We start from the raw sequence: 22786 nt of genomic DNA, 5'->3' as shown, positions 1-22786 counted from the left end.
CGTGTGAAAGGTTACGGTTTGATCACGACGCAATGCAAGAACCATCAATGTCGCAGGTGAACACAACTTACAGAAGTCCGACTACACAAGCTGTCCTGTGCTCGTCCAGGTCACTCGAAAACGGTGCCGTTATGATCAGGGGCATGCCGAACCACACAATACTTCGCACCCTGGTCCCTGCGAGGCCCGCCTCGAGGCTCGCGCTCGGACTCGCCGCCCTAGCCCTCACACTGCCGCTGGCAGCCTGCGACACCGGTAACGACCCACGCAATCCCAGCTCCCCCTCCCCCACCGAGTCCAGCGAAACCACGTCTCCCAGCGACGACGTCTCTAAGCTCGATCCCACCGGAAAGTGGACCTCACCGGAGAAGGGCGACCCGTTCCTCGAATTCGCTGACGACGGCTCGCTCGAAGGCTCTGACGGCTGCAACGCGATCGTCACCAGCTGGAAGATCAAAGGCGACGAGATCGCCATCGACTCCTTCATGTCGACTCAGAAGGCCTGCGCCGGCGTCGACACGTGGCTGAGCAAAGCCTCAACGGCGACTATCGAAGGCGATGTCATGAAGGTCAAAGACAGCAACGGGAAAGTCATCGGCGGACTGGAGAAGGAAGACAAATGACACAGGAACTCATCGGCCGCTGGACGGCCGAGACGAACGAGCGAGCCTTCCTCGAGTTCTCCGAGGACGGCTCACTGCGCGGTAGCGACGGCGCCAACAACCTTGTAACCTCATGGTCGGCTGAGCCCGAGGGTTTGATGATCAAATCATCGCTCATGACGCTCAAGGCCGCTCCCGGAATGGTCACCTGGGTTCCCAAAGCCAAGAGGGTCGAACCCGATGGCGACCGTCTGCAGCTCTTCGATGCTGCGGACAACCACCTCGGCGACCTTCATCGTCAGCCGCCTGGCCCCACGCACAAGCTCGGCGGTCGTTAGATGGCCGGGGGTCTGATCGCACTCCTCGACGATGTGGCCGCACTCGTCAAACTCTCGGCTGCCAGCCTCGACGACGTCGCCGCAGGTGCGTCACGTGCCAGTGCCAAAGCCGCGGGCGTCGTCATCGACGATGCCGCGGTGACGCCGAAGTTCGTCGAAGGAGTGGACCCCAAACGCGAGCTTCCGATCATCCAGCGCATCGCTTTGGGATCGCTGTTCAACAAGCTCGTCATCATCCTCCCGGTCATTCTGCTGCTCAGCCAGTTTCTGCCTTGGCTCCTCACCCCGCTGCTCATGATCGGCGGCACCTACCTCTGCTATGAGGGTGCCGAGAAGGTCTTCGAGAAGTTCGGGTGGATCGCCCATCACGAGAAGCAGACCCCGGCCTCAGAGCAGACGACTGATGGCAAGGCGGCAGAGAAGAAGGTCGTGCGATCGGCCATCACCACCGATTTCGTCCTCAGCTGCGAGATCATGGTCATCGCCCTCAACGAGGTGGCCGCCGAGTCCCTGACCAGCCGTGCCGTCATCCTCGCCGTCGTCGGCGTGGCGATCACTGTCGGTGTCTACGGAGTCGTCGCGCTCATCGTGAAGATGGATGACATCGGTCTGCACATGGCGAAGAAGGACTCCCCCGGACAGCAGAAGTTCGGTCGGTTCCTCGTCGGGGCGATGCCGAAGCTGCTCGCTCTGCTCTCTGTCGTGGGCACCTTCGCCATGCTGTGGGTCGGAGGACACATCATCCTCGTCGGCACCGATGAGCTCGGCTTCCACGCCCTCTACGGCTTCGTCCACCACCTCGAGGAGCCCGTCGCCGCGATCGCGGTCATCGGCGGCTTCCTGGGTTGGCTGGTCAACACGTTCTTCTCCCTCATCCTCGGCGCGATCTGGGGAGGAATCGTGGTCGGCGTGATCTTCGGCGTCAAAGCGCTCTTCAAAGGCAGGAGCACTTCGGATGGGACGCACACGTCCGCCGAGGCGGGGCCGCACTCGGATCAGACACGAACGTAGTCGTCCGGTCGACTCCGACTCAGCGCTGAGCGAATGTCTTCTTCGGTGCTCCCGCCACGATCATCGGCGCACCCGTGACCGGATCGTCGATTACTGTGCAGTCGATGCCGAAGACCTCGTTGACGAGCTCCGAGGTGATGATCGTCTCCGGAGCCCCCTGAGCGACGATCGAACCGTCCTTCATGGCGATGATCTCGTCGGCATAACGGCAGGCTTGGTTGAGGTCGTGGAGGACGGCGACCAGCGTGTGCCCGTATTCGTGGTTGAGCTGGGAGAACAGGTCGAGCAGCTCGATCTGATAGGCGACGTCGAGGAAGGTCGTCGGTTCGTCGAGCAGCAGGAGGGATGTCTCCTGGGCGAGCACCATGGCCACCCAGACGCGCTGGCGCTGGCCGCCGGAGAGCTCGTCGACGAGCCGTGAGGACAGCTCTTCGGTGTTCGTCGCCCGCAGTGCCGACAGCACAGCTGCTTCATCGGCGTCGGTCCACTGGCGCAGGAATGACTGATGCGGATGGCGCCCGCGGGAGACGAGCTCGGCGACCGTGATCCCGTCCGGAGCGATGGACGACTGCGGGAGAAGACCCAAACGCTGGGCGATCTTCTTCGTCTTCATCTTCTCGATGTTGTTCCCGTCGAGAAGCACAGTGCCCTTCGCCGGCGGCAGCAGTCGCGCGAGGGCCCGCAGCAGGGTCGATTTGCCGCAGGCATTGGGGCCGACGATGATCGAGAACTTTCCGTCGGGAATGCTCACGTCGAGATCGCTGACGATCTGGCGCTGGTCATAGGCCAGATCGAGGCTCTCGGCCATCAGCGGGGAGGCTGCGCCTGCAGGGTTGGGAATGCTCATGATGCCTTCCGAGCTTCTTGGATGAGGAGCCAGATGAGGTAGATGCCGCCGATGCTCACGGTGATCACGCCGACGGGCAGTTGGATGTCGCCGAACGCATGCTGGGCGATGAGGTCGGCGGCGACGAGGAGCAGTGCTCCGACAGCTGCGGAGGTCAGCAGGCTGGTGCCCTGTGCCCGCGCGATCCGCCGCCCGATCTGCGGTGCGGCCAAGGCGACGAAGGCGATCGGTCCGGCGGCCGCCGTGACCACGGCGACGAGGGCGACGGCAATGACGATGAGCACCGCACGGATGGGCTCGTTGCGTACGCCCAGGGCTTTCGCCGTATCGTCGCCGAGTTCCAGAGTGCCGAGATCTCGGGAGAAGAGTCCGCAGGCCAGGCCGAGGATGATGGTGGCCACAGCCGCCGGTGCGATCGTCGACCAGCCCATTCCATTCAGGGTTCCGGCACCCCAGGTGGCAGCGGCCATGGCGAGCTCGAGATCGGCGCGCATGATCAGCCAGGTGTTGAAGGCGTTGAGCATCGCCGTCAGTGCGATACCCACGATGATGAGCCGGAAGCCCTGGACCCCGCCTTTCCAGGTGAGCAGGTAGACGACCACGGCGGTGAGGAGCCCGCCGATGATCGCACCGGCCGCAGTGGAGACGAAGCTCGTGCCGAAGACGATGATCGTGACGATGCCGCCGGTGTAGGCACCGGTGGAGAAGCCGATGATGTCCGGAGAACCGAGAGGATTGCGTGTCAGCGATTGGAACACGGCTCCGGAGACGCCGAGTCCGGCACCGAGGACGATGCCGGCGATGATGCGCGGTGCCCGCCACTCCCCGACGACGGTATTGACGATGCGCTTCTCCGCCGCCCCGAACAGGCCCTGGAACACTTCGGTCGGAGTCAGCGAGAACTTGCCGAGCATGAGACCGGCGAAGCCGCAGGCCAGCGCGATCAGCGTGATGATTCCGGCGGTGATGACGACCCGCAGGTCGATGCGGAATCCGAAGACTCGCAGCATGGGCCGGCCGAAGTCGACTTTCTCCCCCGGCAGTGCATGCGGGTGCGGATTGAGGCTGCGGTCGGTGACCGCGAGGTTGGTGGTCTTCACAGGCCGCTCGCCTTCTTTCGACGGACAAGGGCGATGAGCACCGGAGCACCGACGAACGCGGTGACGACTCCGACTTGGAGTTCGCCGGGTTTCATCACGACTCTGCCGATGACGTCCGAGGCCAGGAGCAGAATGGGAGAGAGAACGAGTGAGTAGCCGAGGATCCAGCGCTGGTCGGGACCGACGATCCACCGGGCGATGTGCGGAATCATCAGACCGATGAATCCGATCGGTCCGGCGGCGGCCGTAGCGGCTCCGGCCAGGAGGGTCACCGCGAGGATGGAGAGCACTCGGGTGCGGTTGACCGAGGTGCCGAGGCTGGCGGCCAGGTCGTCGCCGAGGGCCACGGCGTTGAGTGAGTGGGACAGTGCCAGTGCGAGCACGGTGCCGATGACCATGAACGGCAGGATCGCGGTGATCGTATCGAAATCGCGGCCGGCGATCGCGCCGACGTCCCAGGATCGGAAGGCGTCGAAGGCGCGTTCGTTGGTCAGCAGGATCGCTTTGGTCAGTCCGGTGAGCACAGCAGCGACGGCGACTCCGGCCAGAGTCAGGCGAATCGGATCGACCGTGCGGCTGCGACCCGCGGACCCGATGACATAGACGCCGACGGTGGCGACGAGGGCACCGGCGAACGCGAACCAGATGTACCCGGTGATCGAGGAGATCCCGAAGAAAGCGACGCCGATCGTGATCGCCAGGGACGCACCCGCGTTGACGCCGAGGATTCCCGGATCGGCCAGGGGGTTGCGCGTCAGGGCTTGGATGAGACCGCCGGCCAGGCCCAATCCCATGCCGACGAGGATGCCGAGCACGGTCCGCGGCAGGCGCAGTTCCAGGACGACGAGCTGATCGTCGCTGCCGGTGGGCGCGAAGAAGGCTCGGAGGACCTCCGAGATCGGCATGTCCCTGGCGCCGATCGCCAAGGAGGCTGCGATCACAACGATGAGCGCAATGATCGCTGCGACCAGTCCCAGCACTCTTCTGATCCGCAGGCTCCCACCGGTCGGATGACTGGTGTCGGTATGCGGTTTCGCCTCGGCAGAGGTGGCGGAACCGGTCATCGAGGTGGTCCTTTGAGTGAGGTGGCGGTCAGGTGACTAAGGGCAGGCTAACCACACTGTAACTCACTGGACCACCTCAGCCAAGCGAGAGAGGTCTCACTCGGCTGTGATCTTGCCGATCCTCTCGGACACCTGCCGCTGGATCCGCGAGAGCATTCCGCTCATTCCGCGCAGCCTCAGCGGGCTGACGAGCTCCGACATCGACAGCCGCAGGGGCAGGTCGGCCGGAACCGACAGGATCGCCTCGGCGGTGGCTCCGTCGAGCCCTTCGTGCAGGATCCCGGCGAAGCCGCGCGTCGTCGGTGCTTCCGGAGGTGCGGAGAAGTGCAGGCGCACTTCCGCCCGCTCCCCCGCCTCGGGGTCGGCCACCTCGGTGACGAGGAAGATCGGCGACTGACATTCGGGCACGGGCTCGAGCAGCTCCGGGTGGTCCGTGTACTTCTCCGGCAGGTCGGGAAGGTCCGTCGCGAACTCCAGCAGCACCTGGAGGCGGTCATCGGCCGGGGTTTCGGCGAAGTCCGTGACGATCTCTGCCAGCGCCTCCGGCAGGTCATCGGTCTTGGGCGTCGTCGTCTCGCTCATCAGCGTCCGGGCACCTCTCCGGGCTCCGCTCCGGTGACGATCGGCACGCCGACGACATTACCCCATTCGGTCCAGGAGCCGTCGTAGTTGCGCACGTTCTCGTATCCGAGGAGGTGCTTGAGGACGAACCAGGTGTGGCTGGAGCGTTCGCCGATCCGGCAGTAGGCGATGACCTCATCGCTGGTGCCCAGCCCTGCCTGCTCGGTGTAGAGCTCCTTGAGTTCGGCGGCGGACTTGAAGGTGCCGTCTTCGTTGGCCGCCTTGCCCCAGGGCATCGACTTCGCGCCGGGGATATGGCCGCCGCGCAGTGCGCCTTCCTCCGGGTAGGCGGGCATGTGGGTGCGTTCGCCGGTGTATTCCTCCGGGCTGCGCACATCGATGAGCGGCAGGTCGCCGAGGCTGTCGCGGACCTCGGGCAGGAAGGCGCGGATGACCGAATCGTCGCGTTCGACGACAGGGTATTCGGTCGGTACAGGCTGCGGCTTGTCCGTGGTCATCTCACGACCCTCGGCCTGCCATTTCGCGCGACCACCGTCCATGAGGCGGACGTCTTCGTGGCCGAAGAGAGTGAAGACCCACAGCGCGTAGGCAGCCCACCAGTTGGACTTGTCGCCGTAGACGACGATGGTGTCATCGCGGGAGATGCCCTTGGCGGACATGAGTGCGGCGAATCCTTCGCCGTCGACGTAGTCACGGGTCACCGGGTCGTTGAGTTCCGTGTGCCAATCGACCTTGACCGCTCCGGGAATATGCCCCGTTTCGTAGAGCAGCACGTCTTCGTCGCTTTCGACGATGACGAGTCCGGGATCGCCTGCATGCTCAGCCACCCAATCGGTGCTGACCAGTCGGGTTCCGTCCGCGTATTCGGCGAACTTCTCTGCGGGATCGGCCGGGATCGAAGTGCTCACGCATTCCTCCTGAGGGTTTGAGTCCAATTGTGCTCGCTGTGGCAACGTCGAGCGCGTTCAGCATATTCCTTTTCAGGGGCGGCTGAGGAATGCCGACAGTGCTGAGACGAACTCACGCGGTTTCTCCGAGTGCACCCAATGACCCGACCCTTTGACGGTGAGAAGGGTGGTGCGAGGGAACAGACTGCGCATCTGCGGCAGGTCGTCACGGTCGACGTAGTCCGATTTCTCGCCCGCGACCCAGAGGACCCGATGGTCGAAGACGGCACCGCCCATGTCCGGGAAGTCCCCGATGATGTCGAGGCTCGAATGCAGCAGCGGCAGGTTGGGCTGCCAGGAATAGCCCGCCGAGGTGGGGCGCAGGTTCTGCAGCAGGAATCCCCTGATCGCGGCCTCGGGGATCGGGTCCCGAAGCGCCTCATCCGCGTCGGTGCGCGATTCGATCCGGTCGAGGTCGAGGGCGGCGAGACTGGAGAGCAGATGGTCGAAGACTCCGGTGGACCCGCCGGCGTTGGGTCCGATGTCGACGACGACGAGGCGGTCGATGAGTTCGGGGTGGCGCAGGGCGAGCACCATGGCGACCTTTCCACCCAGGGAATGTCCGACCAGGTGCACGGGCTGATCGCCGGGATCGACCGCCTCGGCGATATGGGCCGCCACGGCATCGGCGAGCTCGACGTAGTCGAAGGTCTCGGTCCATTCGGACTCGCCGTGGTTGGGCAGGTCGACGAGGAGACTGGAGAATTCGGGCTCGATGTCCTTGGCGATTCGGGTGAAGTTCTTGCCTCGGCCGAAAAGGCCGTGGAGGAAGACGACCAGGCGCCCGGATTCGCCGATTCGAGTACTGTTGATGATGGTCACGATCCCAGCCTAGCCCGTGCCGTTCTGCATATCAGCAGCCCTGTTGAGGTTCTCCCCCGGCGGTCACTGCTGACGCGGGTAGGGTGAGGTCATGCACTTCTCCGAATATGACACCCGACTTGCCGGTTACGCGGTCATCGTCAATGACGACGACGAAATCCTCCTCAGCTGGTTCAACGGCGGAAAGGACCGACTGCACGCGATCTGGACGCTGCCCGGCGGCGGAATCGAGTTCGACGAGAGCATCGAAGCCGGCACGGTCCGTGAGATCAAAGAGGAGACCGGGTTCGACGCTGAGGTCGTCCGCCCACTGACGACGCACTCCTTCACCGAGGCACGTCGCAATCCGGCCTTCAGCGATTCGACGGATCGTCCTTTCAAAGGCGTACGGGTCGTCTACGAGGCGCGGATCACCGGCGGCACCTTGGGCACGCTCGAGGTCGACGGGACGACGGATCGGGCGGAATGGCTGCCGATCGATTCGCTTCAAAATGTGCGGCACGCCCGCATCATCGACCTCGGCCTGGATGCGTGGCGTGCCGCTGTGTGAGTTCTGCGCAGGGGCGCGCAGCAGCGCTCGTCAGTCGGTTACTTCACCTTGTCGGCGATGAGTCCCGGGAGCTCCTCCGCGGTGTACTTGGCCGAGAGGATCGAGTTGAGTGAGAATGCCTTGCGGATGTCGTCATTGTCGTTGGTCAGAACGAGGTCGTGCCCGTCCTTGACGGCAGGAATGCGCTTGTAGGCAGCATCCTCGGTGACATCCTTGTCCTCGATGTAGATCGGGAACGTCAGGAGCAGGTCCGCGTCGAGCTGATCGAGGTTCTCCTCGGAGATCGGCACGGAGAAGCCGTCCGCCTTCATTCCGGCAATCGTCTCGGACTGCTTGAAGCCGAGCTGCTCCATGACCTGCACGCGACCTGATTCCTCGACGTAGGCACCCCAGCCCTCGGAGGTCTTCGCTGCCACGGTCACGGACTTGTCCTTGAACTCAGGATGGGCTTCGCGCGCATCGGCGTAGGTCTCATCGAGGTCGTCGAGCAGCGTCTTCCCGTCGTCTTCCTTGCCGAGCGCCTGGGAGACGAGGTCGACCTGCTGGTCCATCGTCGTCAGGTAGTTGTCGCCGCCTTCTGGCACTCCGACCGTGGGAGCGATCTCGGAGAGGCGGTCGTAGCGCTCCTTCTCTCCGGAGCTGTTCGTGTCGAGGATGACATCGGGCTCGAGTGCGGCAATGGCCTCGTAATCGGGTTCCATCGTCGCGATGATCTCCGGAGCTTCGTCGTAGAGATCTTCGGCCCACGGCCCGACGCCCTTGCCGCCGAACTCGACCCAGTCCGAGGCGCCGACGGGCTGAACTCCGAGCGCCAGAGCGGTCTCGGCATCGCCCCATCCCAGCGCCACGACCTTCTGCGGGTCGGCGGGCACCTCGACGGCGCCGAACTTCGTGTCGACGGTGGGCCCCGAGGCCTCGTCGGCTGAATCTGCTCCTCCGCCGCAGCCGGCGAGGACGAGAACGGAGGCAATCACTGGGGCGAGAATACGGCGCATGGAATCCTTCTTGAGTAGTTAGGCGAGCCTAGCTTAACCCATTTCTCCGGCGGTTCGAATCCGACCGCACGGCCGCCTCGGCGAGGAATCGATCAAGGGATCAGGGAGCCTTGATCTCGAGTCCTTCGACGTCCATGTCATCGAGGGCGACCATGCGTGAGCGGCGGCCTGTGACGATGCGGTGGATGATCCACAGAAGCAGGAACGCAGGAAGCCCTGCATAGGCGCTGGCGACCTGGAGCAGCTGCCCGTTGACGATCGCCTGCACGTTCTGCCCGATGATGACGACGATGAGCATGATGAGCGCGATGATCGGGCCGATCGGGAACAGCGGAGCCCTGTACGGCAGGTCCGCTACAGCGTGCCCCTGCCGCACATAGGCGCGGCGGAACCGGAAGTGGCACCAGGCGATGCCGACCCAGACGATGAAGCCGGAGAGTCCGGAGACATTCATCAGCCAGGTGTAGGCTCCACCGTCGCCCATGATCTCGGTGAGGAATCCGAACAGTCCGATCATGGCGGTGGCCAGCAGCGCCATGACGGGGACTCCGCGTTCGTTGAGTCGGGCGAACAGCCTCGGCGCGGTTCCCTCTTTGGCCATGGCATAGAGCATGCGGGTGGAGGCGTAGAGGCCGGAGTTGCCGGCGGAGAGGATGGCGGTGAGGATGACGGCATTCATCATGCCGGCGGCCACGGCGATTCCGGCGCGTTCGAAGACGAGAGTGAACGGTGAGGCCGTGATGTCCTCATTGTTCGCCGAGGCCAGCAGCGAGGGGTCGGTATAGGGCAGGAGGAAGCCGATAACGGCGATGGCGCCGATGTAGAAGAGCATGATGCGCCAGAACACGGTGCGGATGGCGCGCGGCATGTCCTTGCGCGGGTTCTCCGATTCCCCCGCGGTGACGCCGACGAGCTCGGTGCCCTGGAACGAGAAACCGGCGATCATGAACACGCTGATGACGGACATCCAGCCGCCGACGAACGGAGCTTCTCCCGTCGTCCAGTTGCTCACCCCGGGTGCGGTTCCGCCGAGGATGCCGGCGATCATGAGCACACCGAGGACGAGGAACGCCAGCACGGCCGTGACCTTGATGGCGGCGAACCAGAATTCGCCTTCGCCGAAGGCCTTCGCCGACAGGAAGTTCAGCCCGGCCAGCAGGATGAGGAAGACCGCCGCCCAGAGCCACGAGGGCACGTCGGGGAACCAGAAGGACATGATGACGCCTGCGGCGACGAGTTCGGCGGCCAAGGTGATCGCCCAGTTGAACCAGTAGTTCCAGCCCATGGCGAAGCCGAACGAGGGGCTGACGTATTTGGTCCCGTAGGTGTGGAACGATCCGGCGACGGGCAGGTGGGTCGACATCTCGCCGAGGGACTGCATGACGAAGAGGACCATGATGCCGATCGCGGCGTAGGCCAGCAGGGCGCCGCCGGGGCCGGCTTGTGAGATCGTGCCGCCGGAGCCGAGGAATAGTCCGGTGCCGATGGCACCGCCGATGGCGATCATCTGCAGGTGGCGGGACTTCAGTCCCCGTCGGAGTCGGCGGTCTTCGTTCGCCGAGGCGGTTGGCATTCCCATGGTCATCCTCGTTCGTGGTTCGGCAGGTCCGCGCACGAGGACCCTGGCCATTCCTACCACAAACGGCGACGTCGGCGGCCGATGAGGATGCAGGGTGGGAGGAGGGTCACATCGTCTTCGGCGGAGATTCGAGCAGCTGCAGTATCGGTTTGAGCGCGGCGCGGATGCTGATGAAGCGGAACGCCTGGTCGCGGGCGAACGCGAAGAGGCGGGACCTGTCGAACATCAGTCGGGCCAGCGACCGCGAATTGTCATGAGCGGCCTCGACTCGCGGCCGCTGGCGGGCCTCGAAGCGTTCGAGCGCGGCGACCATCGAGGAAGGTGCGGCCGGCCTGCGAGTACCTGAGGGTGCGGCTGGCCCACCCTCGCTGGAGACTGCACCTGGCCCGGTCGACAGGGCGGAGAGTTCGTCGGCGAGCACTCCGGCCGATTCCATCGCCATTCCGGCACCGACTCCGGCGGTGGGCAGGAACCCGGCGGCGGCATCGCCGAGCAGAACCGCGCGACCATGACTCCACCTGCGCGCCCGCGAATCTCTCAGCGGCCAGAAGAACGGCGCTTCGGCCTCTTGGACTGCGGTGAGGCAGGCGTCGATCCGCGGAGTCAGCACCGTGAGTCGACTGCGGACTTCGGCTGCGAACCGCCGGGGTCCGAGCGGCTGCCGGGTGTCGGGACTGCCGAGAAAGACGCCGATGGCGCCCTTGACCGGATACATGCCGAGGAAGAATCCATCGCCCCAGATCTCATCGACGGCGCCCTGATCGTCATCCGCCTCGGCCCAGCAGACCCATCCGCCCCAGACAGTGTCCACTGTCGACACCGGCGCGGACGTGTCGAAGCCGGCAACGGCGGTACCGTCGGAGTCGCTCGTGGCGATCGCGGCGAGTTCTCTGGTCACGAGCCGGCGGGTGTGGGAATTCATTCCGTCTGCGATGACGACGGCATCGAACTCGAGGATCTGCTCCCGGCCATGGCCCATCTTCTGTCCTCCTTGGAGCTGTCCTCCTTGGCCCTCCCGGGCCAGAGTCACAGTGTCGCCGTCGTCGGACAGACCGGTCACTGTGGTGCCGAAGGCGATCGGGCAGTCGCTGCCGGTGAGCACGTCGAGCAACGCTGAGCGGGAGATTCCGCGATAGTCGCCGAAGTCGGCCAGAAGATCACCGAGGTGGTCCCGTCGGAGGACTTTCCCGGTATGTGCATGGGCGATATAGCGATCGATGCCGACGCTGGCTTCGAGGTAGGCTTCCCGGCACTCGAGTTCTTCGATGATGGGATCGACCATGGGCATGAGGGCGAGCATATATCCGGCACGATTGTCACCGATCATCCGACCGGAATCGGCCGACCGATCGATGAGGATCGGGTGCATCCCGCGACCCCGGAGCAGCTGCGCCAGGGTGATCCCGGCGATTCCGGCTCCGACGATGAGAATGCGCGGCTCGTCCGAGTCCACGTGATTCAGCTGCTCGTTGACTGTTACCGCGATGATCATGCGTGGACTCCTTCGTCGGGCCGAGGCTCAAACAGCGTCGGTCCGCAACTCCCCGTCAGCGGCCGGTGCCTGCGGCAGCCCGCGGACGAGGTCGGGACCCAAATCAGAGATGCTCCGGGCACCCATGAGCCCCATGGCGGTGAGGATCTCCTGTCCGATGAGCTCGATTGCCCTCTCGACGCCTCGCTGGCCTCCGGCCATGAGCCCGTACAGGTACGCCCGGCCGATGAGCACGAAGTCGGCTCCGGCGCACAGCGCGGCGACAACATCGGTGCCGGACATGATCCCGGAATCGAAGATCAGCTCCATCTCCGGTCCGACCTCCGCACGGACTTCGGCCAGTGAGGTCAGCGAGTCCGGGGCCCGATCGAGCTGGCGGCCGCCGTGATTGGAGACGACGAGTCCATCGGCTCCGATCGACTGAGCGCGGCGGGCATCCTCGGCGGTGAGAATTCCCTTGACGAACAGGCGTCCGTTCCACTGTTCGCGGATCCACCGCAGGTCATCGAGGTCGAGGGTCGGGTCGAACATCGTCTTCGTCATCTCCGCGAGGGACTGGGAGGTGTTCGACAGCGACGCGTATTTCGGCGGTTCGGTGGTGAGGAAGTTGAACCACCAGCCGGGTCGATAGGAGGCGTCGAGGATGGTTCCCAGCGTCAGTCGGGGCGGGATCGTCAGACCGTTGCGGTGATCGCGCAGACGTTGACCAGTGATCGGAGTGTCGACGGTGACCAGCAGCGTCTCGTATCCGCTGGCGGCGGCCCGCTGGATCAGGTCAAGGCTGCGCTGCCGATCCTTCCACAGGTAGAGCTGGAACCACCGGGTGGAATCCGGCGCCGCCTGCGCGACGTCTTCGACCGAGGTCGTGCCCATCGTCGACAGTGAGAACGGGATTCCGGCCTTCGTCGCGGCACGCACTCCGGCGACCTCGCCTTCGGAGTGCATCATGCGGGTGTAGCCGGTCGGGGCGATGCCGAAGGGCAGCCGGGTTCGGGCACCGGCGATCGTCGTCGACGTATCCGGTGCATCGACTCCGTGGAGGATGCGCGGAAGGAGCTCAACGTTGCCGAGCGCCTCACGGTTCTTCACCAAGGTCCGCTCGTCCAGAGCAGCACCGTCGACATAGTCGAACGGCGCGGTCGGCGTCACGCGCTTGGCGATGCGGCGAAGGTCCCAGATGTCTGCGGCCGACTCCAATCTGGCTGCGACCCGGTCGAGTCGGGGCAGGTCGAACTGCAGCAAGGGGGCGAGTTCTCTCAGATCGGGCAGTCGGCGCTTCATCTCTCTCCTCGTTCTCGGTTGAGGTAGGCGAGCACTGCCGCGACACGACGGCTCGTTGTCTCCCCTGCCTGGAGGCCGAGTTTATCGAAGATGGAGCTGATCGCCTTTTCAACGGAGCTGACCGAGACGAAGAGCCGTTCGCCGATTCCCCGGTTCGACAGTCCTTCGGCCATCGCCTCGAGCACTTCGCTCTCGCGTGGGGTCAGGGTCGACAGTGTGCTCTGCCTCTCCGAGGTGGTGAGCAGCTGCCGGACGACGTCGGGGTCGATGACCGTACCTCCCTCTGCGATCCGCTGTACCGACTCGAGGAACCGGTCGATGTCGGTCACCCGGTTCTTCAGGAGGTAGCCGACGCCCACCGATTCGGTGCTCAGCAGCTCGGTCGCATACTCGCGCAGCACGTACTGGCTGAGGACGAGGACTCCGATATCCGGGAAGCGACGTTTGATCGCCAACGCCGCTTCGAGTCCTTCGGTGGTGTGAGTCGGAGGCATCCGCACATCGACGATCGCCAGGGTCGGCCGCAGCTCGGCGACCGCCCGCAGCAGCTCTCCTCCGTCTCCGACGGACGCGACGACGCTGATCCCTTCGTCTTCGAGCAGACTGCGGACACCCTCACGCAGCAGCACCGCGTCATCGGCGAGGACGACGCGCATCCGGTTCTCGGTCTGGACTTCTGTCGTGATCACTTCTGTCTCTTCTCCTTCGTCGTGCTGCCGTCCTGCGCGTCGGTCCCGAGCGGGATCCGAGTTCGAACTGTGGTGCCTGCGCCCTCAAGGGAGTCGACCTCGAGATTCCCGTCGAGTGCTCCGACCCGCCGTGTGAGCCCTTGGAGCCCTCCCCCGCGCGGATCGGCTCCGCCGACACCGTCATCGGAGACGGTCACGGTCAACGCGGCCCAGGGCTCGGCGACGATGCTCACCGTGATCGCGGACGCCTCGGCGTGTTTGACGACGTTGGTGACGGCTTCGCGGACGACGAAGTAGGCGGCAGATTCCACTGCGGGCGGAAATCTGCCTTCCGGCACGGTCACGAGGGTCAGCGGAATAGGACTGCGACCGGCGATCCTCTCGAGCACGGTTCGAAGACCATGGTCGTCCAGTGCAGTGGGATAGACCCGCCAGGCGACTTCGCGCATCTCGTCGATGAGGTCCTGGGACTGGACCAGCGCATCGTCGAGCAGCGCTTGGGACTTCGCCGGGTCAGAGGCGCGCCTGGCTCGGGCGATGAGCACGGACAGGGAGACGACGTTCTGCTGTACGCCGTCGTGCAGGTCCCGTTCGATCCTGCGTCGTTCCTCGTCGATGGCGAGCACGACTCCACGACGGGTCGTCAGCAGCTCGCTGATGCGGGTGTACACGGCGAAGGGACGCTCCACCTCGACGAAATGAGCGTCGATGCGACCATGTGCCCAGCTTGCCGCCTCGGCCAGGGCGACGGCGCCGATGAGGTTCGCCGCCCCGTAGAGGACACCGACGAAGAGCGTGGGTTGGGAGATCGACCACATGTCGAACCCGATGTTGACTGCTCCCCCGATGAAGAATCCTTGGAAGAGCGATCCGAGAGTCACGACGAAGAATCCGCCGAGGAGGTTCGCGGTGGGGATGATGGCGAGTGCTGCGACCAGGCCGTTGCCGAGCAGGAACCGACGTTTGGTCGGCTCGTCGGCGAGGACGAGTCCGAACCCGCGAGAGTGCCGAGCGAGTTCCCAGCTCCGCACCTTCGCGGCCATGCGTGAGGTGGGCGGGAGCACGGAGGCGATGAGCAGCGGCAGACACAGCACACCTCCCCATGCGACAGCGAGTACGGACCGCGCCCACCGCGCGGTGAACATCCGTACTTCGGGAGGAAGGCGGGTGGACAGCGCGCTCGGCCAGGGCATGAGTCGATCGTAGCAACGCCCGTCGCCGCCTCCCAGGGGTTCGGCCGCAGTCTCGGATTCCGGTTTTCCGCAATGGCGGCTGTTGTTCGGCCGCACTGACCGTGTGCCTGGCCGCGTACCGGCCCTGCCGCCTTGTGCCTAGCGTGGTTGAGTATGGATCTCGCACTCGAGCTGCTCACTGCCACCCTCACCTCTCCATGGGTGTACCTGCTCATCGCCGTGGCCGCGGCATTGGACTCGCTCGTGCCGATTGTGCCGTCGGAGACTCTGCTCATCACCGCTGCGACCTTCGCCGCGACGGGGCACCCTCACCCGGCAGGGCTCATCCTCGCCGCTGCCGGAGGGGCTCTCCTCGGGGATCTGGCGGCTCACCTCGTCGGCCGATTCGCTGCGACCGGGGTCGGCCGATGGCGACGGTGGGCTCGCATCGCGAACCTGCTCGACTCCGCCCACACGGTCTTCTCTCGCCGAGGCGGGACCGTGCTCATCGCCGGTCGATTCGTTCCAGGGGGCCGCAGCCTGGCCACCATCGGCTCCGGTCTGCTCGGGTTCCCGATCCGCACTTTCCTGCTCTGGGACGGGATCGGAAGTCTTGCCTGGGCGCTCTATTCGACGGTGATCGGACTCATCGGGGGAATGATCTTCGAGGACCGGCCGCTGCTCGGCGTCGCCGTGGGCATCGGCATCGCCCTGGCCATCACCGGCAGTGCCGAACTCGTCCGCCGATTACGCCGGCGCCGCAGAAGACGCGCACGTCACCGATTCACCGAATTCCAAGACCGAGATGTCACGATGGCAAGGATGTCTCAAACATATGTGTGGTACGTCAGCTACGGATCGAACATGGCTCGCGATCGGCTCGCCTGCTATCTGCAGGGCGGGCGACCGCCCGGGGCGATGGTGACCTATCCAGGTGCCAGGGACGGAACACTGCCCCGCGTCGAAGCTGGGATCGAACTGCCCGGTACGATCTACTTCGCCGGCGAGTCCAAGGTGTGGGGCGGCGGCATGGCCTTCTACGATCATTTCGTCCCCGGACCGACCCCCGCCAAGGCCTACCTCATCACCGCCGAACAGTTCGCCGATGTGGCGGCACAGGAGATGCACCGCCCACCCGAACCAGACAGTCCGCTGGAACGCCTCGTCTTCGATCTGGCGGCCGGCAGCTCCCACTCTCTGGGACCTGGCGGATACGAGACGCTGCTCGTCCTCGATGATGTCGACGGTGTCCCGATGGTCACGTTCACCGCCGCCCATGGTTCGTCAGACGTCGGCCACACTCAGCCGCAGGAGCCGTATCTGGCGATGCTGCGCACGGGCGCTGCCGAAGTCAGAGCCGCTTCTGGGCTTCCCCTGCCCGCAGCTGCACAAGCGTGAGGTCGAGCAGCGGAGTCGCCGCTCCCAATTCCTCAGCCTTGCGCGACAGGTCGCCGAGGATGTGCTCCGTTTCGCTCGGCAGCCCTGCCGTCACATCCCGGTAGAGGGATGAGGTGAATGCGGAACCGTCCTCGGTGAGCATCTTGATTGTCATGGCGTGGGAGGCTTCCGACACCGGGTGTCCGGCCGCAGCCGCCACGGCTTCGAGCTCATCGACGATGGCGTGCACGTGCGATCTGCCGCCGGCTTCCATGATCGCTCCGACCGGGGCGCGGAACAGGCAGGTGACGACTCCCGCCGCAGCGATGAAGATCCATTTCTCCCACAGCCCGTCGATGATTCCACCGACGGTCTGGAGTTTGTATCCGGGCACATCGAGAGCCTCGTAAATGCGTGTGGGCACTTCGGCGCCGTGGAGATCTCCGATGGTCATCACGGCCAGGTCGGTGAGCTGGACGACGGCTCCGTCCCTGATGGTGCCGACGATCTTGACGAACCCTCCGAGCACCTGTCCGGGGTATCTGCTCTGCAGCTTCTCGATCTGAGCCATGCCGTTGAGGAACGGAATGATCGTCGTCTGCTCGCCCACAGCCGGTCCGATATCGGCGATGACCGAGTCGAGTCCGCCCGCTTTGACCGCGACGATGACGAGGTCGAAGGTTCGTGGTGCGGCTGTGAGTTCCTCAGCGGTGATGACATCGACCTGATTCGTCCGATCATCACCGGGTGCAGTGAAGCGCAGCCCCTCCGCGCGGACCGTGTCCGCCCGTGCCTGCCGGAGCAGGAACGTGACATCGCGTCCGGCCTCCTGCAGATAGGTGCCGAACGCTCCGCCGGTGGCCCCCGCTCCGGCGATGAGAATCGACAGGTCGGCACCAGCACCGATTCCGTCGGATGCGCTGTCAGCTGCTTGGGTCATTCCAACTCCTCCTTGAGCTCCCGCGCGGCCGCAGCGGGGTCCTCAGCCGAGGTTATCGCACGGACGACGACGGCACGCCTCGCGCCCGCCTGCCGGATCGCGTCCAGCCTCTCCCCTGTCGCGATACCGCCGATCGCGAACCACGGTTTGGCTGCCTCGGCGGCGGTGGCGGTCAGCAGTGCCGTCCCCACAGCGGCACGGCCGGGCTTCGTCGGGGTCTCCCAGACCGGCCCGACACAGAAATAGTCGGTCTCCGGGTCCGCCTCGGCGGCGAGCGCCTGCTCGAGGGAATGGGTCGAGCGGCCGAGGATGACATCGGGTCCGAGGACGGCCCTGGCCTGAGCACTGGTGAGGTCGCCTTGACCGACGTGGAAGACGTCGGCGTCGGTGATGAGCGCGACGTCGGCACGGTCATTGACGGAGAAGAGCTTGTCGTGACGGGCGGCGATGTCTTTGAGGACCTCCAATGCCGCGATCTCGGCGCGGGCCTCGAGGCTCTTGTCCCTCAGTTGGATGATGTCGACTCCCCCAAGGTAGACGGCGTCGAGGAACTCGGCGAGGTCGCCTTGAACGGTCCGGGCATCGGTGCACAGGTAGAGCTTCGCTTCTGCCAGTCTGGCCTCTCTCCAGGCTCTCTTCGTCTGCTGCGCGGCGGTGCGCGGTGGCATCTGTGTGGTCATGGTCATAGAGTAGAGGAGTTCGCGGGAGCCTCCCAACGAGGCTGAGAGGGCGTAAGAGCCGACCGTCAGACCTGATGCGGATCATGCCGCCGGAGGGAGAAGCTGTGAGAGTCATTGTCGTCGGCGCCGGGATCATCGGCCTGTCCACGGCCTGGTATCTGCGCCGCCTCGGTGCCGAAGTCACCATCATCGATCCTGCGCCAGCCCAGGGCGCGAGCCATGCTGCCGCAGGGATGCTCGCTCCCGCCGCCGAAGTGGTCTGGGGGCAGACTCCCCTGTACCCGCTGATGCGAGCCTCCGCGCAGATGTATCCTCAGTTCTCCGCCGAGGTGGCGAGCGCCGCCGGCAGCGATCTCGGCTTTTCGGATGCCGGAACATTGGTGTGCGCCGGTGACCGAGCTGATCTGCAGGCTCTGCGGGAGCTGCGCGATGCACAATCGCGATCCGGTTTCGCCACCGAGCTCATCACCGGCAGTGCTGCCCGCCGGGTTGAGCCGTCGTTGTCACCTGCCGTGGCCGGGGCAGTGCACATTCCAGGCGATCACTCGATCGACCCTCGGCGGCTCGCTGCCGCATTGCTGACTGTCCTGTCCTCGGACTCAGGAGGCTTCGTCCGCCAGCGGGCGGCCGGCCTGATCAAGGACAGCGATACGACTGTGGGAGTCGAGCTGGGCGATGGCCGTCGGTTGGAGGCCGATCAGGTGATCATCTGCGCCGGCAGCGCTGTGTCCGCAATCGTCGGTGCCCCACAGCTGCCTCTGCGTGAGGTCTGGGGTGATGTTCTGCGACTGCGCGCCCCCGCCGAGGCGACTCCGCTGCTGAGCCGCACCATCCGCGGACTGGTCAACGGTCGCCCCGTCTACCTGGTTCCTCGCCCGGACGGCGAGATCGTGCTCGGTGCCAGTTCCCGTGAGGACGGGCTCTCCGGAACACCGGCCGGAGCGATCCACCGGCTGCTCGCCGACGGGCAGCGACTCGTCCCGGGCATCCTCGACGCGGAGATCACCGACATCACCACCCGTGCCCGACCCGGTTCCCCCGACGACCTGCCGATGATCGGCCGCATCGATCCCGGCTGCATCGTGAGCACCGGGTACTTCCGCCACGGCATCCTCTTGGCCCCGTTCGGCGGCAGGCTCGGCGCCGAGCTCACCCTGGGCGTCACTTGCGACTGGCCTCCTGACGGGGCGCTCGAGTCCGTGTCCCCACACCGCTTCACCACAGACCACACCACTGCCTACCCGATGAGGAGCAACGCATGACCGACCGCGAACACTCACCGACCATCGTCCTCAACGGCGATCGCCACGAGCTGCCGGGTGCCACCTCGGCGCTCGACCTCATCGCCGACGTCACCGGACGGGAACTGAACCCCGATGGGACACCAGCCGACGGCGGCCGCCTGGGCATCGCCCTGGCCGTCGACGGTGAAGTCATCCGTCGCGGTGCCTGGTCCGATTGCACCCTTGCCGACGGGCACACCGTCGACATCGTCACCGCCGTGCAGGGAGGCTGAGATGACCTGGACGATCGATGATGTCGAGATGTCGTCTCGCCTCGTGATGGGCACGGGCGGGGCGAGTTCCCTGAGCATCCTCGAAGACGCACTCGCGGCTTCGGGAACCGAGCTGACCACAGTGGCGATGCGCCGTTTCGATGCCGAGTCCCGGGACTCGGTGTTCACCATGCTCCAGCGTCTGGGGATTCGGGTGCTGCCGAACACCGCCGGATGCTATACGGCCCGGGATGCCGTGCTCACCGCCCGACTGGCCCGAGAGGCGCTGGAGACGAACTGGGTGAAGCTCGAGGTGATCGCCGATGAGGACACTCTGCTGCCGGATCCCATCGAACTCTTCGCCGCAGCCGAGGAGCTCGTCCTCGACGGGTTCACGGTCTTCGCCTACACGAACGACGATCCGGCCCTGGCGAAACGTCTGGAGGACGCTGGCGTGGCTGTGGTGATGCCGGCCGGTGCTCCGATCGGCAGCGGGCTGGGCATCCTCAACCCCCACAACATCGAGACCATCGTCTCCCGTGCACAGGTGCCCGTCATCCTCGACGCCGGTGTCGGCACCGCCTCCGATGCCGCTCTGGGGATGGAGCTCGGGTGCACCGCAGTGCTGCTGGCCTCGGCGGTCACCCGCGCCCACGATGCTCACGCCATGGCCCGGGCGATGGCTTTGGCCGTCGAGGCCGGGCATCTGGCGGCCGGAGCCGGGAGGATTCCCAAACGACCGTTGGCATTGGCATCATCGCCGTTCGAAGGAATGGTCGCAGCACAATGACCACCGCTGCCGCCACTCCTCTATCGCTGCCTCCTCTCGTTGACCCCGTTGAATCTCTGTCCCGGACGGAGCTGGAACGCTACTCCCGGCACCTGAGCCTGCCGGGATTCGGATTCGAGGGACAACGGCGTCTGCGGGCCGCCTCGGTGCTGGTCATCGGGGCCGGTGGACTCGGGGCTCCAGTCCTCAACTATCTTGCGGCCGCCGGGGTCGGGTCGATCACGATCATCGACGATGACGTGGTGGAGGCCTCGAACCTGCAGCGCCAGATCATCCACCGGAATGCTGATGTGAGCCGACCGAAGGTCGCCTCTGCCGCCGATGCCGTGCACCGGCTCGATCCGAACCTCGAGGTGCGCACGATCGAGCAACGGCTGAGCCCGGAGAATGCGCTCGGTCTCTTCGCTGAACACGATGTCGTCGTTGACGGGGCGGACAACTTCGCCACCCGGTACTTATCAAATGATGCCGCTGAACTCACCGACACACCGCTGGTGTGGGGCACGATCTTCCGCTTCGCCGGTCAGGTGAGCACGTTCGTTCCCGGTCACGGGCCGATGCTGCGCGATCTGTTCCCGGATATCCCGGAACCCGATTCGGTGCCCAACTGCGCCGAGGGCGGAGTCCTCGGCGTGCTGTGCGGAACCGTGGGCTCGGCGATGGCGACTGAGGCGATCAAGCTCATCTGCGGCATCGGTGCCCCATTCATCGGTCGACTGCTGCGCTATGAGGCGCTGACCGGGGAGTACTCGACCCTGCGGTTCTCCCCCGATCCCGACCGTCCCCCGGTCACCGACCTCACCGAGGTGGCTGCCGCCTGTGCTGTGGACCTCGACGGCGGCGGCGTGGCAGAGCCTGCGGCGAATGAGATCAACGTCGCCGAATTCCTGTCCGTCGAAGACGATGTGCTCGTCGTCGACGTGCGGGAAGGCTGGGAACGTGAACTGGCGGCCATCCCCGGCTCAGTGCATCTGCCCCTCGGCGCCCTGCGAGACCGCGGGTGGCAGGCGCTTGAGTCGCTGGTCGGTGCCTCCGGCCGGCCGGAGGCGCCCATCGATATCGTCATCCACTGCAAGTCCGGGGCCAGATCGGCCGAGGCCGCCCGAATTCTGTCCGGTTCGGTGCCGACCGGAGTCCGTCTGCGCTCTCTTGCCGGGGGCATCGATGCGTGGGAGGCCACCGCTCGGGCCTCGGCAGACCAGAGAGACTAGCGACCGGCAGATTCGAGGACCTGGGTACCGGTTCGCTCAGGAGCCGGACCGGTCGGCCAGCCGTGATCGCAGTCCCCGTTCGCCGGCTCTCATCACTGCTCCGTGCATGAGTCCGGACAGCGGTCGCATCGCCCTGACGATCGTTCTGCTCGTCGTCACGCACCACAGAGAATCGATTGTCGTCACCCCCTCGGAGGCGGTCAGAGCCCATCGGCCTTCGCCGCGCAGATCACCATTCGCCCAGAACCGGATGTGATGGGGTGCATCGACCTCGTCGACTTCGATGGAGAACCGCAGAGACCACCCGATCGGGGCCCGGACCAGGAGGCGGGCCCGGCTGCCGGGGGTCACCGGCAGATCGACGGCATCAACGTCGGCCTGTGCGTCCACGACCCTCTCGGCAGCGGTCAGTCCCGGCCACCACCCAGGCCACTCATCGACCTGTTCCAGAACCGTCCAGACTGACTCGATTCCAGCATCGGCGATCCACCGGTGCTCGAAATGGAAGGGTGCGGACTCTCCGGGCTGTGGGGTCAAATGATCGTGGCTCATGGTACGACGGTAATGTGAAAGGTGTGAGTGAGGACAACTTCGTCAGCAAACGTCGGCCATCCCCGCTGGGTGGTCGCAAACCGACCAAAGACGACCTTGCGGCTTTCGCCACGGACGACCCGAATGCGATCGACGATATCCTGCCGACCGATCCCTCCGGGCTGAAGCTGCTCATCGTCGGCATCAATCCGGGGCTGTGGACGGCCGCGGTGAATGCCCCGTTCGCACGTCCCGGCAATCGCTTCTGGCCGTCTCTGCATCGGGCGGGTCTCACCGATCACCAGGTCGATGCCTCGCGCGGGCTCGAGCCCGCGGATGAACAGCAGCTGCTCGGTCGGGGAATCGGTCTGACCAACCTCATCGGGCGAGCTACTGTCCGTGCCGACGAACTCTCCCGGCAGGAGCTTCGTGAGGGTGCGGTTCACCTCATCGAGCGTCTTGCCGATATCCGGCCCCGGGCGGTCGCGATCGCCGGGATCACAGCGTTTCGCACCGGTTTTCAGGTGCCGAAAGCTCAGCTCGGCCGGCAGGATACGACGCTGATCGACGGGTGGCCGGTTGATGTGGCGCTGCATGTGGTTCCGCAGCCGAGCGGCCTCAACGCCCACTATCAGATACCAGACCTCGCGCGGATCTGGCGAGAGGTCTGGGACAGCATCGACGGCTAGGA

25 protein-coding genes and 1 riboswitch are annotated in these 22786 nt (G+C 65.4%); of the genes, 10 read left to right on the top strand and 15 right to left on the bottom strand.

Annotated elements, in window-relative coordinates; genetic code table 11:
- The first annotated feature begins 143 nt into the window (after positions 1-143).
- Genes AC3CD9_RS04105 through AC3CD9_RS04095 form a run of 3 tightly spaced genes read left to right on the top strand, consistent with a single transcriptional unit; the run spans position 144 to position 1951 of the window.
- Positions 144-623 (top strand): META domain-containing protein, encoded by a 480-nt coding sequence (locus tag AC3CD9_RS04105; protein ID WP_488366436.1) that lies wholly within the window; start codon positions 144-146, stop codon positions 621-623.
- Positions 620-940, top strand: coding sequence for an META domain-containing protein (locus tag AC3CD9_RS04100; protein ID WP_488366435.1), 321 nt, complete (start codon positions 620-622; stop codon positions 938-940). The genes AC3CD9_RS04105 and AC3CD9_RS04100 overlap by 4 nt, the downstream gene beginning before the upstream one ends.
- A complete protein-coding gene (locus tag AC3CD9_RS04095; protein WP_488366433.1) occupies positions 941-1951 on the top strand; it encodes a DUF808 domain-containing protein in 1011 nt (336 codons plus the stop codon).
- 19 nt (positions 1952-1970) lie between these two features.
- Here AC3CD9_RS04095 and AC3CD9_RS04090 read toward each other — a convergent pair whose 3' ends face one another.
- The 6 genes from AC3CD9_RS04090 to AC3CD9_RS04065 all read right to left on the bottom strand — a co-directional run bounded on the left by AC3CD9_RS04090 (position 1971) and on the right by AC3CD9_RS04065 (position 7313).
- Positions 1971-2798 (bottom strand): ABC transporter ATP-binding protein, encoded by an 828-nt coding sequence (locus tag AC3CD9_RS04090; RefSeq protein ID WP_488366432.1) that lies wholly within the window; start codon positions 2796-2798, stop codon positions 1971-1973.
- Positions 2795-3808, bottom strand: a complete 1014-nt coding sequence (locus AC3CD9_RS04085) for a FecCD family ABC transporter permease (protein WP_488367500.1) — start codon at positions 3806-3808, stop codon at positions 2795-2797. The genes AC3CD9_RS04090 and AC3CD9_RS04085 overlap by 4 nt, the downstream gene beginning before the upstream one ends.
- 86 nt (positions 3809-3894) lie before the next feature.
- The gene (locus AC3CD9_RS04080) at positions 3895-4962 is read right to left on the bottom strand and encodes an iron chelate uptake ABC transporter family permease subunit (RefSeq protein WP_139466886.1); all 1068 of its coding nucleotides are present in this window, start codon (positions 4960-4962) and stop codon (positions 3895-3897) included.
- A 96-nt stretch (positions 4963-5058) separates the two neighbouring features.
- On the bottom strand, positions 5059-5544 hold the full coding sequence (locus AC3CD9_RS04075) for a SufE family protein (protein WP_488366431.1): 486 nt from the start codon (positions 5542-5544) through the stop codon (positions 5059-5061).
- Positions 5544-6452, bottom strand: a complete 909-nt coding sequence (locus AC3CD9_RS04070; protein WP_488366430.1) for a sulfurtransferase — start codon at positions 6450-6452, stop codon at positions 5544-5546. Before AC3CD9_RS04070 ends, AC3CD9_RS04075 begins: the two co-directional genes overlap by 1 nt.
- A 72-nt stretch (positions 6453-6524) precedes the next feature.
- The gene (locus tag AC3CD9_RS04065; protein ID WP_488366429.1) at positions 6525-7313 is read right to left on the bottom strand and encodes an alpha/beta fold hydrolase; all 789 of its coding nucleotides are present in this window, start codon (positions 7311-7313) and stop codon (positions 6525-6527) included.
- Between the two features lie 91 nt (positions 7314-7404).
- Between AC3CD9_RS04065 and AC3CD9_RS04060 the strand changes: the two genes are divergently transcribed.
- Positions 7405-7863, top strand: a complete 459-nt coding sequence (locus AC3CD9_RS04060) for an NUDIX hydrolase (RefSeq protein WP_488366427.1) — start codon at positions 7405-7407, stop codon at positions 7861-7863.
- Between the two features lie 38 nt (positions 7864-7901).
- Here AC3CD9_RS04060 and AC3CD9_RS04055 read toward each other — a convergent pair whose 3' ends face one another.
- From AC3CD9_RS04055 to AC3CD9_RS04030, 6 genes are all read right to left on the bottom strand, one after another.
- On the bottom strand, positions 7902-8858 hold the full coding sequence (locus tag AC3CD9_RS04055; protein WP_488366426.1) for an ABC transporter substrate-binding protein: 957 nt from the start codon (positions 8856-8858) through the stop codon (positions 7902-7904).
- Positions 8859-8958: 100 nt separating this feature from the next.
- A complete protein-coding gene (locus tag AC3CD9_RS04050; protein ID WP_488366425.1) occupies positions 8959-10437 on the bottom strand; it encodes an amino acid permease in 1479 nt (492 codons plus the stop codon).
- A 106-nt stretch (positions 10438-10543) separates the two neighbouring features.
- Entirely contained in the window at positions 10544-11929 is a 1386-nt protein-coding gene (locus AC3CD9_RS04045) for an FAD-dependent oxidoreductase (RefSeq protein ID WP_488366424.1), read from the bottom strand.
- A 27-nt stretch (positions 11930-11956) separates the two neighbouring features.
- Positions 11957-13210, bottom strand: a complete 1254-nt coding sequence (locus AC3CD9_RS04040) for an alpha-hydroxy acid oxidase (RefSeq protein ID WP_488366423.1) — start codon at positions 13208-13210, stop codon at positions 11957-11959.
- A complete protein-coding gene (locus AC3CD9_RS04035; RefSeq protein WP_488367498.1) occupies positions 13207-13866 on the bottom strand; it encodes a response regulator transcription factor in 660 nt (219 codons plus the stop codon). Before AC3CD9_RS04035 ends, AC3CD9_RS04040 begins: the two co-directional genes overlap by 4 nt.
- Positions 13867-13895: 29 nt before the next feature.
- Positions 13896-15092 (bottom strand): sensor histidine kinase, encoded by a 1197-nt coding sequence (locus AC3CD9_RS04030; RefSeq protein WP_488366422.1) that lies wholly within the window; start codon positions 15090-15092, stop codon positions 13896-13898.
- A gap of 153 nt (positions 15093-15245) precedes the next feature.
- Here AC3CD9_RS04030 and AC3CD9_RS04025 point away from each other — a divergent pair, with 153 nt between their 5' ends.
- Complete coding sequence (locus AC3CD9_RS04025; RefSeq protein ID WP_488366421.1) at positions 15246-16469, top strand: DedA family protein; 1224 nt, start codon at positions 15246-15248, stop codon at positions 16467-16469.
- On the opposite strand, the gene AC3CD9_RS04020 is transcribed toward AC3CD9_RS04025, so the two are convergent.
- Both AC3CD9_RS04020 and thiE read right to left on the bottom strand, forming a co-directional pair.
- Positions 16423-17388: a ketopantoate reductase family protein gene (locus AC3CD9_RS04020; protein WP_488366420.1), complete on the bottom strand. Its 966-nt coding sequence runs from the start codon at positions 17386-17388 to the stop codon at positions 16423-16425. The genes AC3CD9_RS04025 and AC3CD9_RS04020 overlap by 47 nt on opposite strands.
- Complete coding sequence (gene thiE / locus AC3CD9_RS04015; RefSeq protein ID WP_488366419.1) at positions 17385-18068, bottom strand: thiamine phosphate synthase; 684 nt, start codon at positions 18066-18068, stop codon at positions 17385-17387. Before thiE ends, AC3CD9_RS04020 begins: the two co-directional genes overlap by 4 nt.
- A gap of 11 nt (positions 18069-18079) precedes the next feature.
- A riboswitch (TPP riboswitch) is annotated at positions 18080-18183 on the top strand.
- Between thiE and thiO the strand changes: the two genes are divergently transcribed.
- The 4 genes from thiO (at position 18173) to moeB (ending at position 21564) form a co-directional block, all read left to right on the top strand.
- Positions 18173-19330 carry a glycine oxidase ThiO gene (gene thiO, locus AC3CD9_RS04010; RefSeq protein ID WP_488366418.1) on the top strand — a complete coding sequence of 386 codons (1158 nt, stop codon included), beginning with the start codon at positions 18173-18175 and terminating at the stop codon, positions 19328-19330. Its footprint overlaps the riboswitch before it by 11 nt.
- Positions 19327-19584 carry a sulfur carrier protein ThiS gene (thiS, locus tag AC3CD9_RS04005; protein WP_488366417.1) on the top strand — a complete coding sequence of 86 codons (258 nt, stop codon included), beginning with the start codon at positions 19327-19329 and terminating at the stop codon, positions 19582-19584. Before thiO ends, thiS begins: the two co-directional genes overlap by 4 nt.
- Position 19585: 1 nt before the next feature.
- Positions 19586-20353 carry a thiazole synthase gene (locus tag AC3CD9_RS04000; RefSeq protein ID WP_488366416.1) on the top strand — a complete coding sequence of 256 codons (768 nt, stop codon included), beginning with the start codon at positions 19586-19588 and terminating at the stop codon, positions 20351-20353.
- On the top strand, positions 20350-21564 hold the full coding sequence (gene moeB, locus AC3CD9_RS03995; RefSeq protein ID WP_488366415.1) for a molybdopterin-synthase adenylyltransferase MoeB: 1215 nt from the start codon (positions 20350-20352) through the stop codon (positions 21562-21564). The genes AC3CD9_RS04000 and moeB overlap by 4 nt, the downstream gene beginning before the upstream one ends.
- Positions 21565-21600: 36 nt before the next feature.
- Here moeB and AC3CD9_RS03990 read toward each other — a convergent pair whose 3' ends face one another.
- Positions 21601-22116 (bottom strand): SRPBCC family protein, encoded by a 516-nt coding sequence (locus AC3CD9_RS03990; protein ID WP_488366413.1) that lies wholly within the window; start codon positions 22114-22116, stop codon positions 21601-21603.
- Positions 22117-22139: 23 nt separating this feature from the next.
- Here AC3CD9_RS03990 and AC3CD9_RS03985 point away from each other — a divergent pair, with 23 nt between their 5' ends.
- On the top strand, positions 22140-22784 hold the full coding sequence (locus AC3CD9_RS03985) for a mismatch-specific DNA-glycosylase (RefSeq protein WP_488366412.1): 645 nt from the start codon (positions 22140-22142) through the stop codon (positions 22782-22784).
- Positions 22785-22786: the final 2 nt, after the last annotated feature.

It is taken from the genome of Brevibacterium sp. MGP-B1, assembly GCF_057766545.1.
Note: the sequence above shows the minus strand (reverse complement) of the source record. Positions and strands in the feature narration are given on the sequence as shown.

What these genes read in the sequence shown, in the direction of transcription:
- AC3CD9_RS04060 (WP_488366427.1), top strand. Translation starts at nt 7,405, where the DNA reads ATGCACTTCTCCGAATATGACACCCGACTTGCCGGTTACGCGGTCATC.
- AC3CD9_RS04095 (WP_488366433.1), top strand. Translation starts at nt 941, where the DNA reads ATGGCCGGGGGTCTGATCGCACTCCTCGACGATGTGGCCGCACTCGTC.
- AC3CD9_RS03990 (WP_488366413.1), bottom strand. Translation starts at nt 22,116, where the DNA reads ATGAGCCACGATCATTTGACCCCACAGCCCGGAGAGTCCGCACCCTTC.
- AC3CD9_RS04050 (WP_488366425.1), bottom strand. Translation starts at nt 10,437, where the DNA reads ATGGGAATGCCAACCGCCTCGGCGAACGAAGACCGCCGACTCCGACGG.
- thiS (WP_488366417.1), top strand. Translation starts at nt 19,327, where the DNA reads ATGACCGACCGCGAACACTCACCGACCATCGTCCTCAACGGCGATCGC.
- AC3CD9_RS04025 (WP_488366421.1), top strand. Translation starts at nt 15,246, where the DNA reads ATGGATCTCGCACTCGAGCTGCTCACTGCCACCCTCACCTCTCCATGG.
- AC3CD9_RS04105 (WP_488366436.1), top strand. Translation starts at nt 144, where the DNA reads ATGCCGAACCACACAATACTTCGCACCCTGGTCCCTGCGAGGCCCGCC.
- AC3CD9_RS04090 (WP_488366432.1), bottom strand. Translation starts at nt 2,798, where the DNA reads ATGAGCATTCCCAACCCTGCAGGCGCAGCCTCCCCGCTGATGGCCGAG.
- AC3CD9_RS04000 (WP_488366416.1), top strand. Translation starts at nt 19,586, where the DNA reads ATGACCTGGACGATCGATGATGTCGAGATGTCGTCTCGCCTCGTGATG.
- AC3CD9_RS04075 (WP_488366431.1), bottom strand. Translation starts at nt 5,544, where the DNA reads ATGAGCGAGACGACGACGCCCAAGACCGATGACCTGCCGGAGGCGCTG.
- AC3CD9_RS04030 (WP_488366422.1), bottom strand. Translation starts at nt 15,092, where the DNA reads ATGCCCTGGCCGAGCGCGCTGTCCACCCGCCTTCCTCCCGAAGTACGG.
- AC3CD9_RS04055 (WP_488366426.1), bottom strand. Translation starts at nt 8,858, where the DNA reads ATGCGCCGTATTCTCGCCCCAGTGATTGCCTCCGTTCTCGTCCTCGCC.
- AC3CD9_RS04080 (WP_139466886.1), bottom strand. Translation starts at nt 4,962, where the DNA reads ATGACCGGTTCCGCCACCTCTGCCGAGGCGAAACCGCATACCGACACC.
- AC3CD9_RS04020 (WP_488366420.1), bottom strand. Translation starts at nt 17,388, where the DNA reads ATGACCCAAGCAGCTGACAGCGCATCCGACGGAATCGGTGCTGGTGCC.
- thiE (WP_488366419.1), bottom strand. Translation starts at nt 18,068, where the DNA reads ATGACCACACAGATGCCACCGCGCACCGCCGCGCAGCAGACGAAGAGA.
- AC3CD9_RS04040 (WP_488366423.1), bottom strand. Translation starts at nt 13,210, where the DNA reads ATGAAGCGCCGACTGCCCGATCTGAGAGAACTCGCCCCCTTGCTGCAG.
- moeB (WP_488366415.1), top strand. Translation starts at nt 20,350, where the DNA reads ATGACCACCGCTGCCGCCACTCCTCTATCGCTGCCTCCTCTCGTTGAC.
- AC3CD9_RS04100 (WP_488366435.1), top strand. Translation starts at nt 620, where the DNA reads ATGACACAGGAACTCATCGGCCGCTGGACGGCCGAGACGAACGAGCGA.
- AC3CD9_RS04035 (WP_488367498.1), bottom strand. Translation starts at nt 13,866, where the DNA reads ATGCGCGTCGTCCTCGCCGATGACGCGGTGCTGCTGCGTGAGGGTGTC.
- AC3CD9_RS04085 (WP_488367500.1), bottom strand. Translation starts at nt 3,808, where the DNA reads ATGCTGCGAGTCTTCGGATTCCGCATCGACCTGCGGGTCGTCATCACC.
- AC3CD9_RS04045 (WP_488366424.1), bottom strand. Translation starts at nt 11,929, where the DNA reads ATGATCATCGCGGTAACAGTCAACGAGCAGCTGAATCACGTGGACTCG.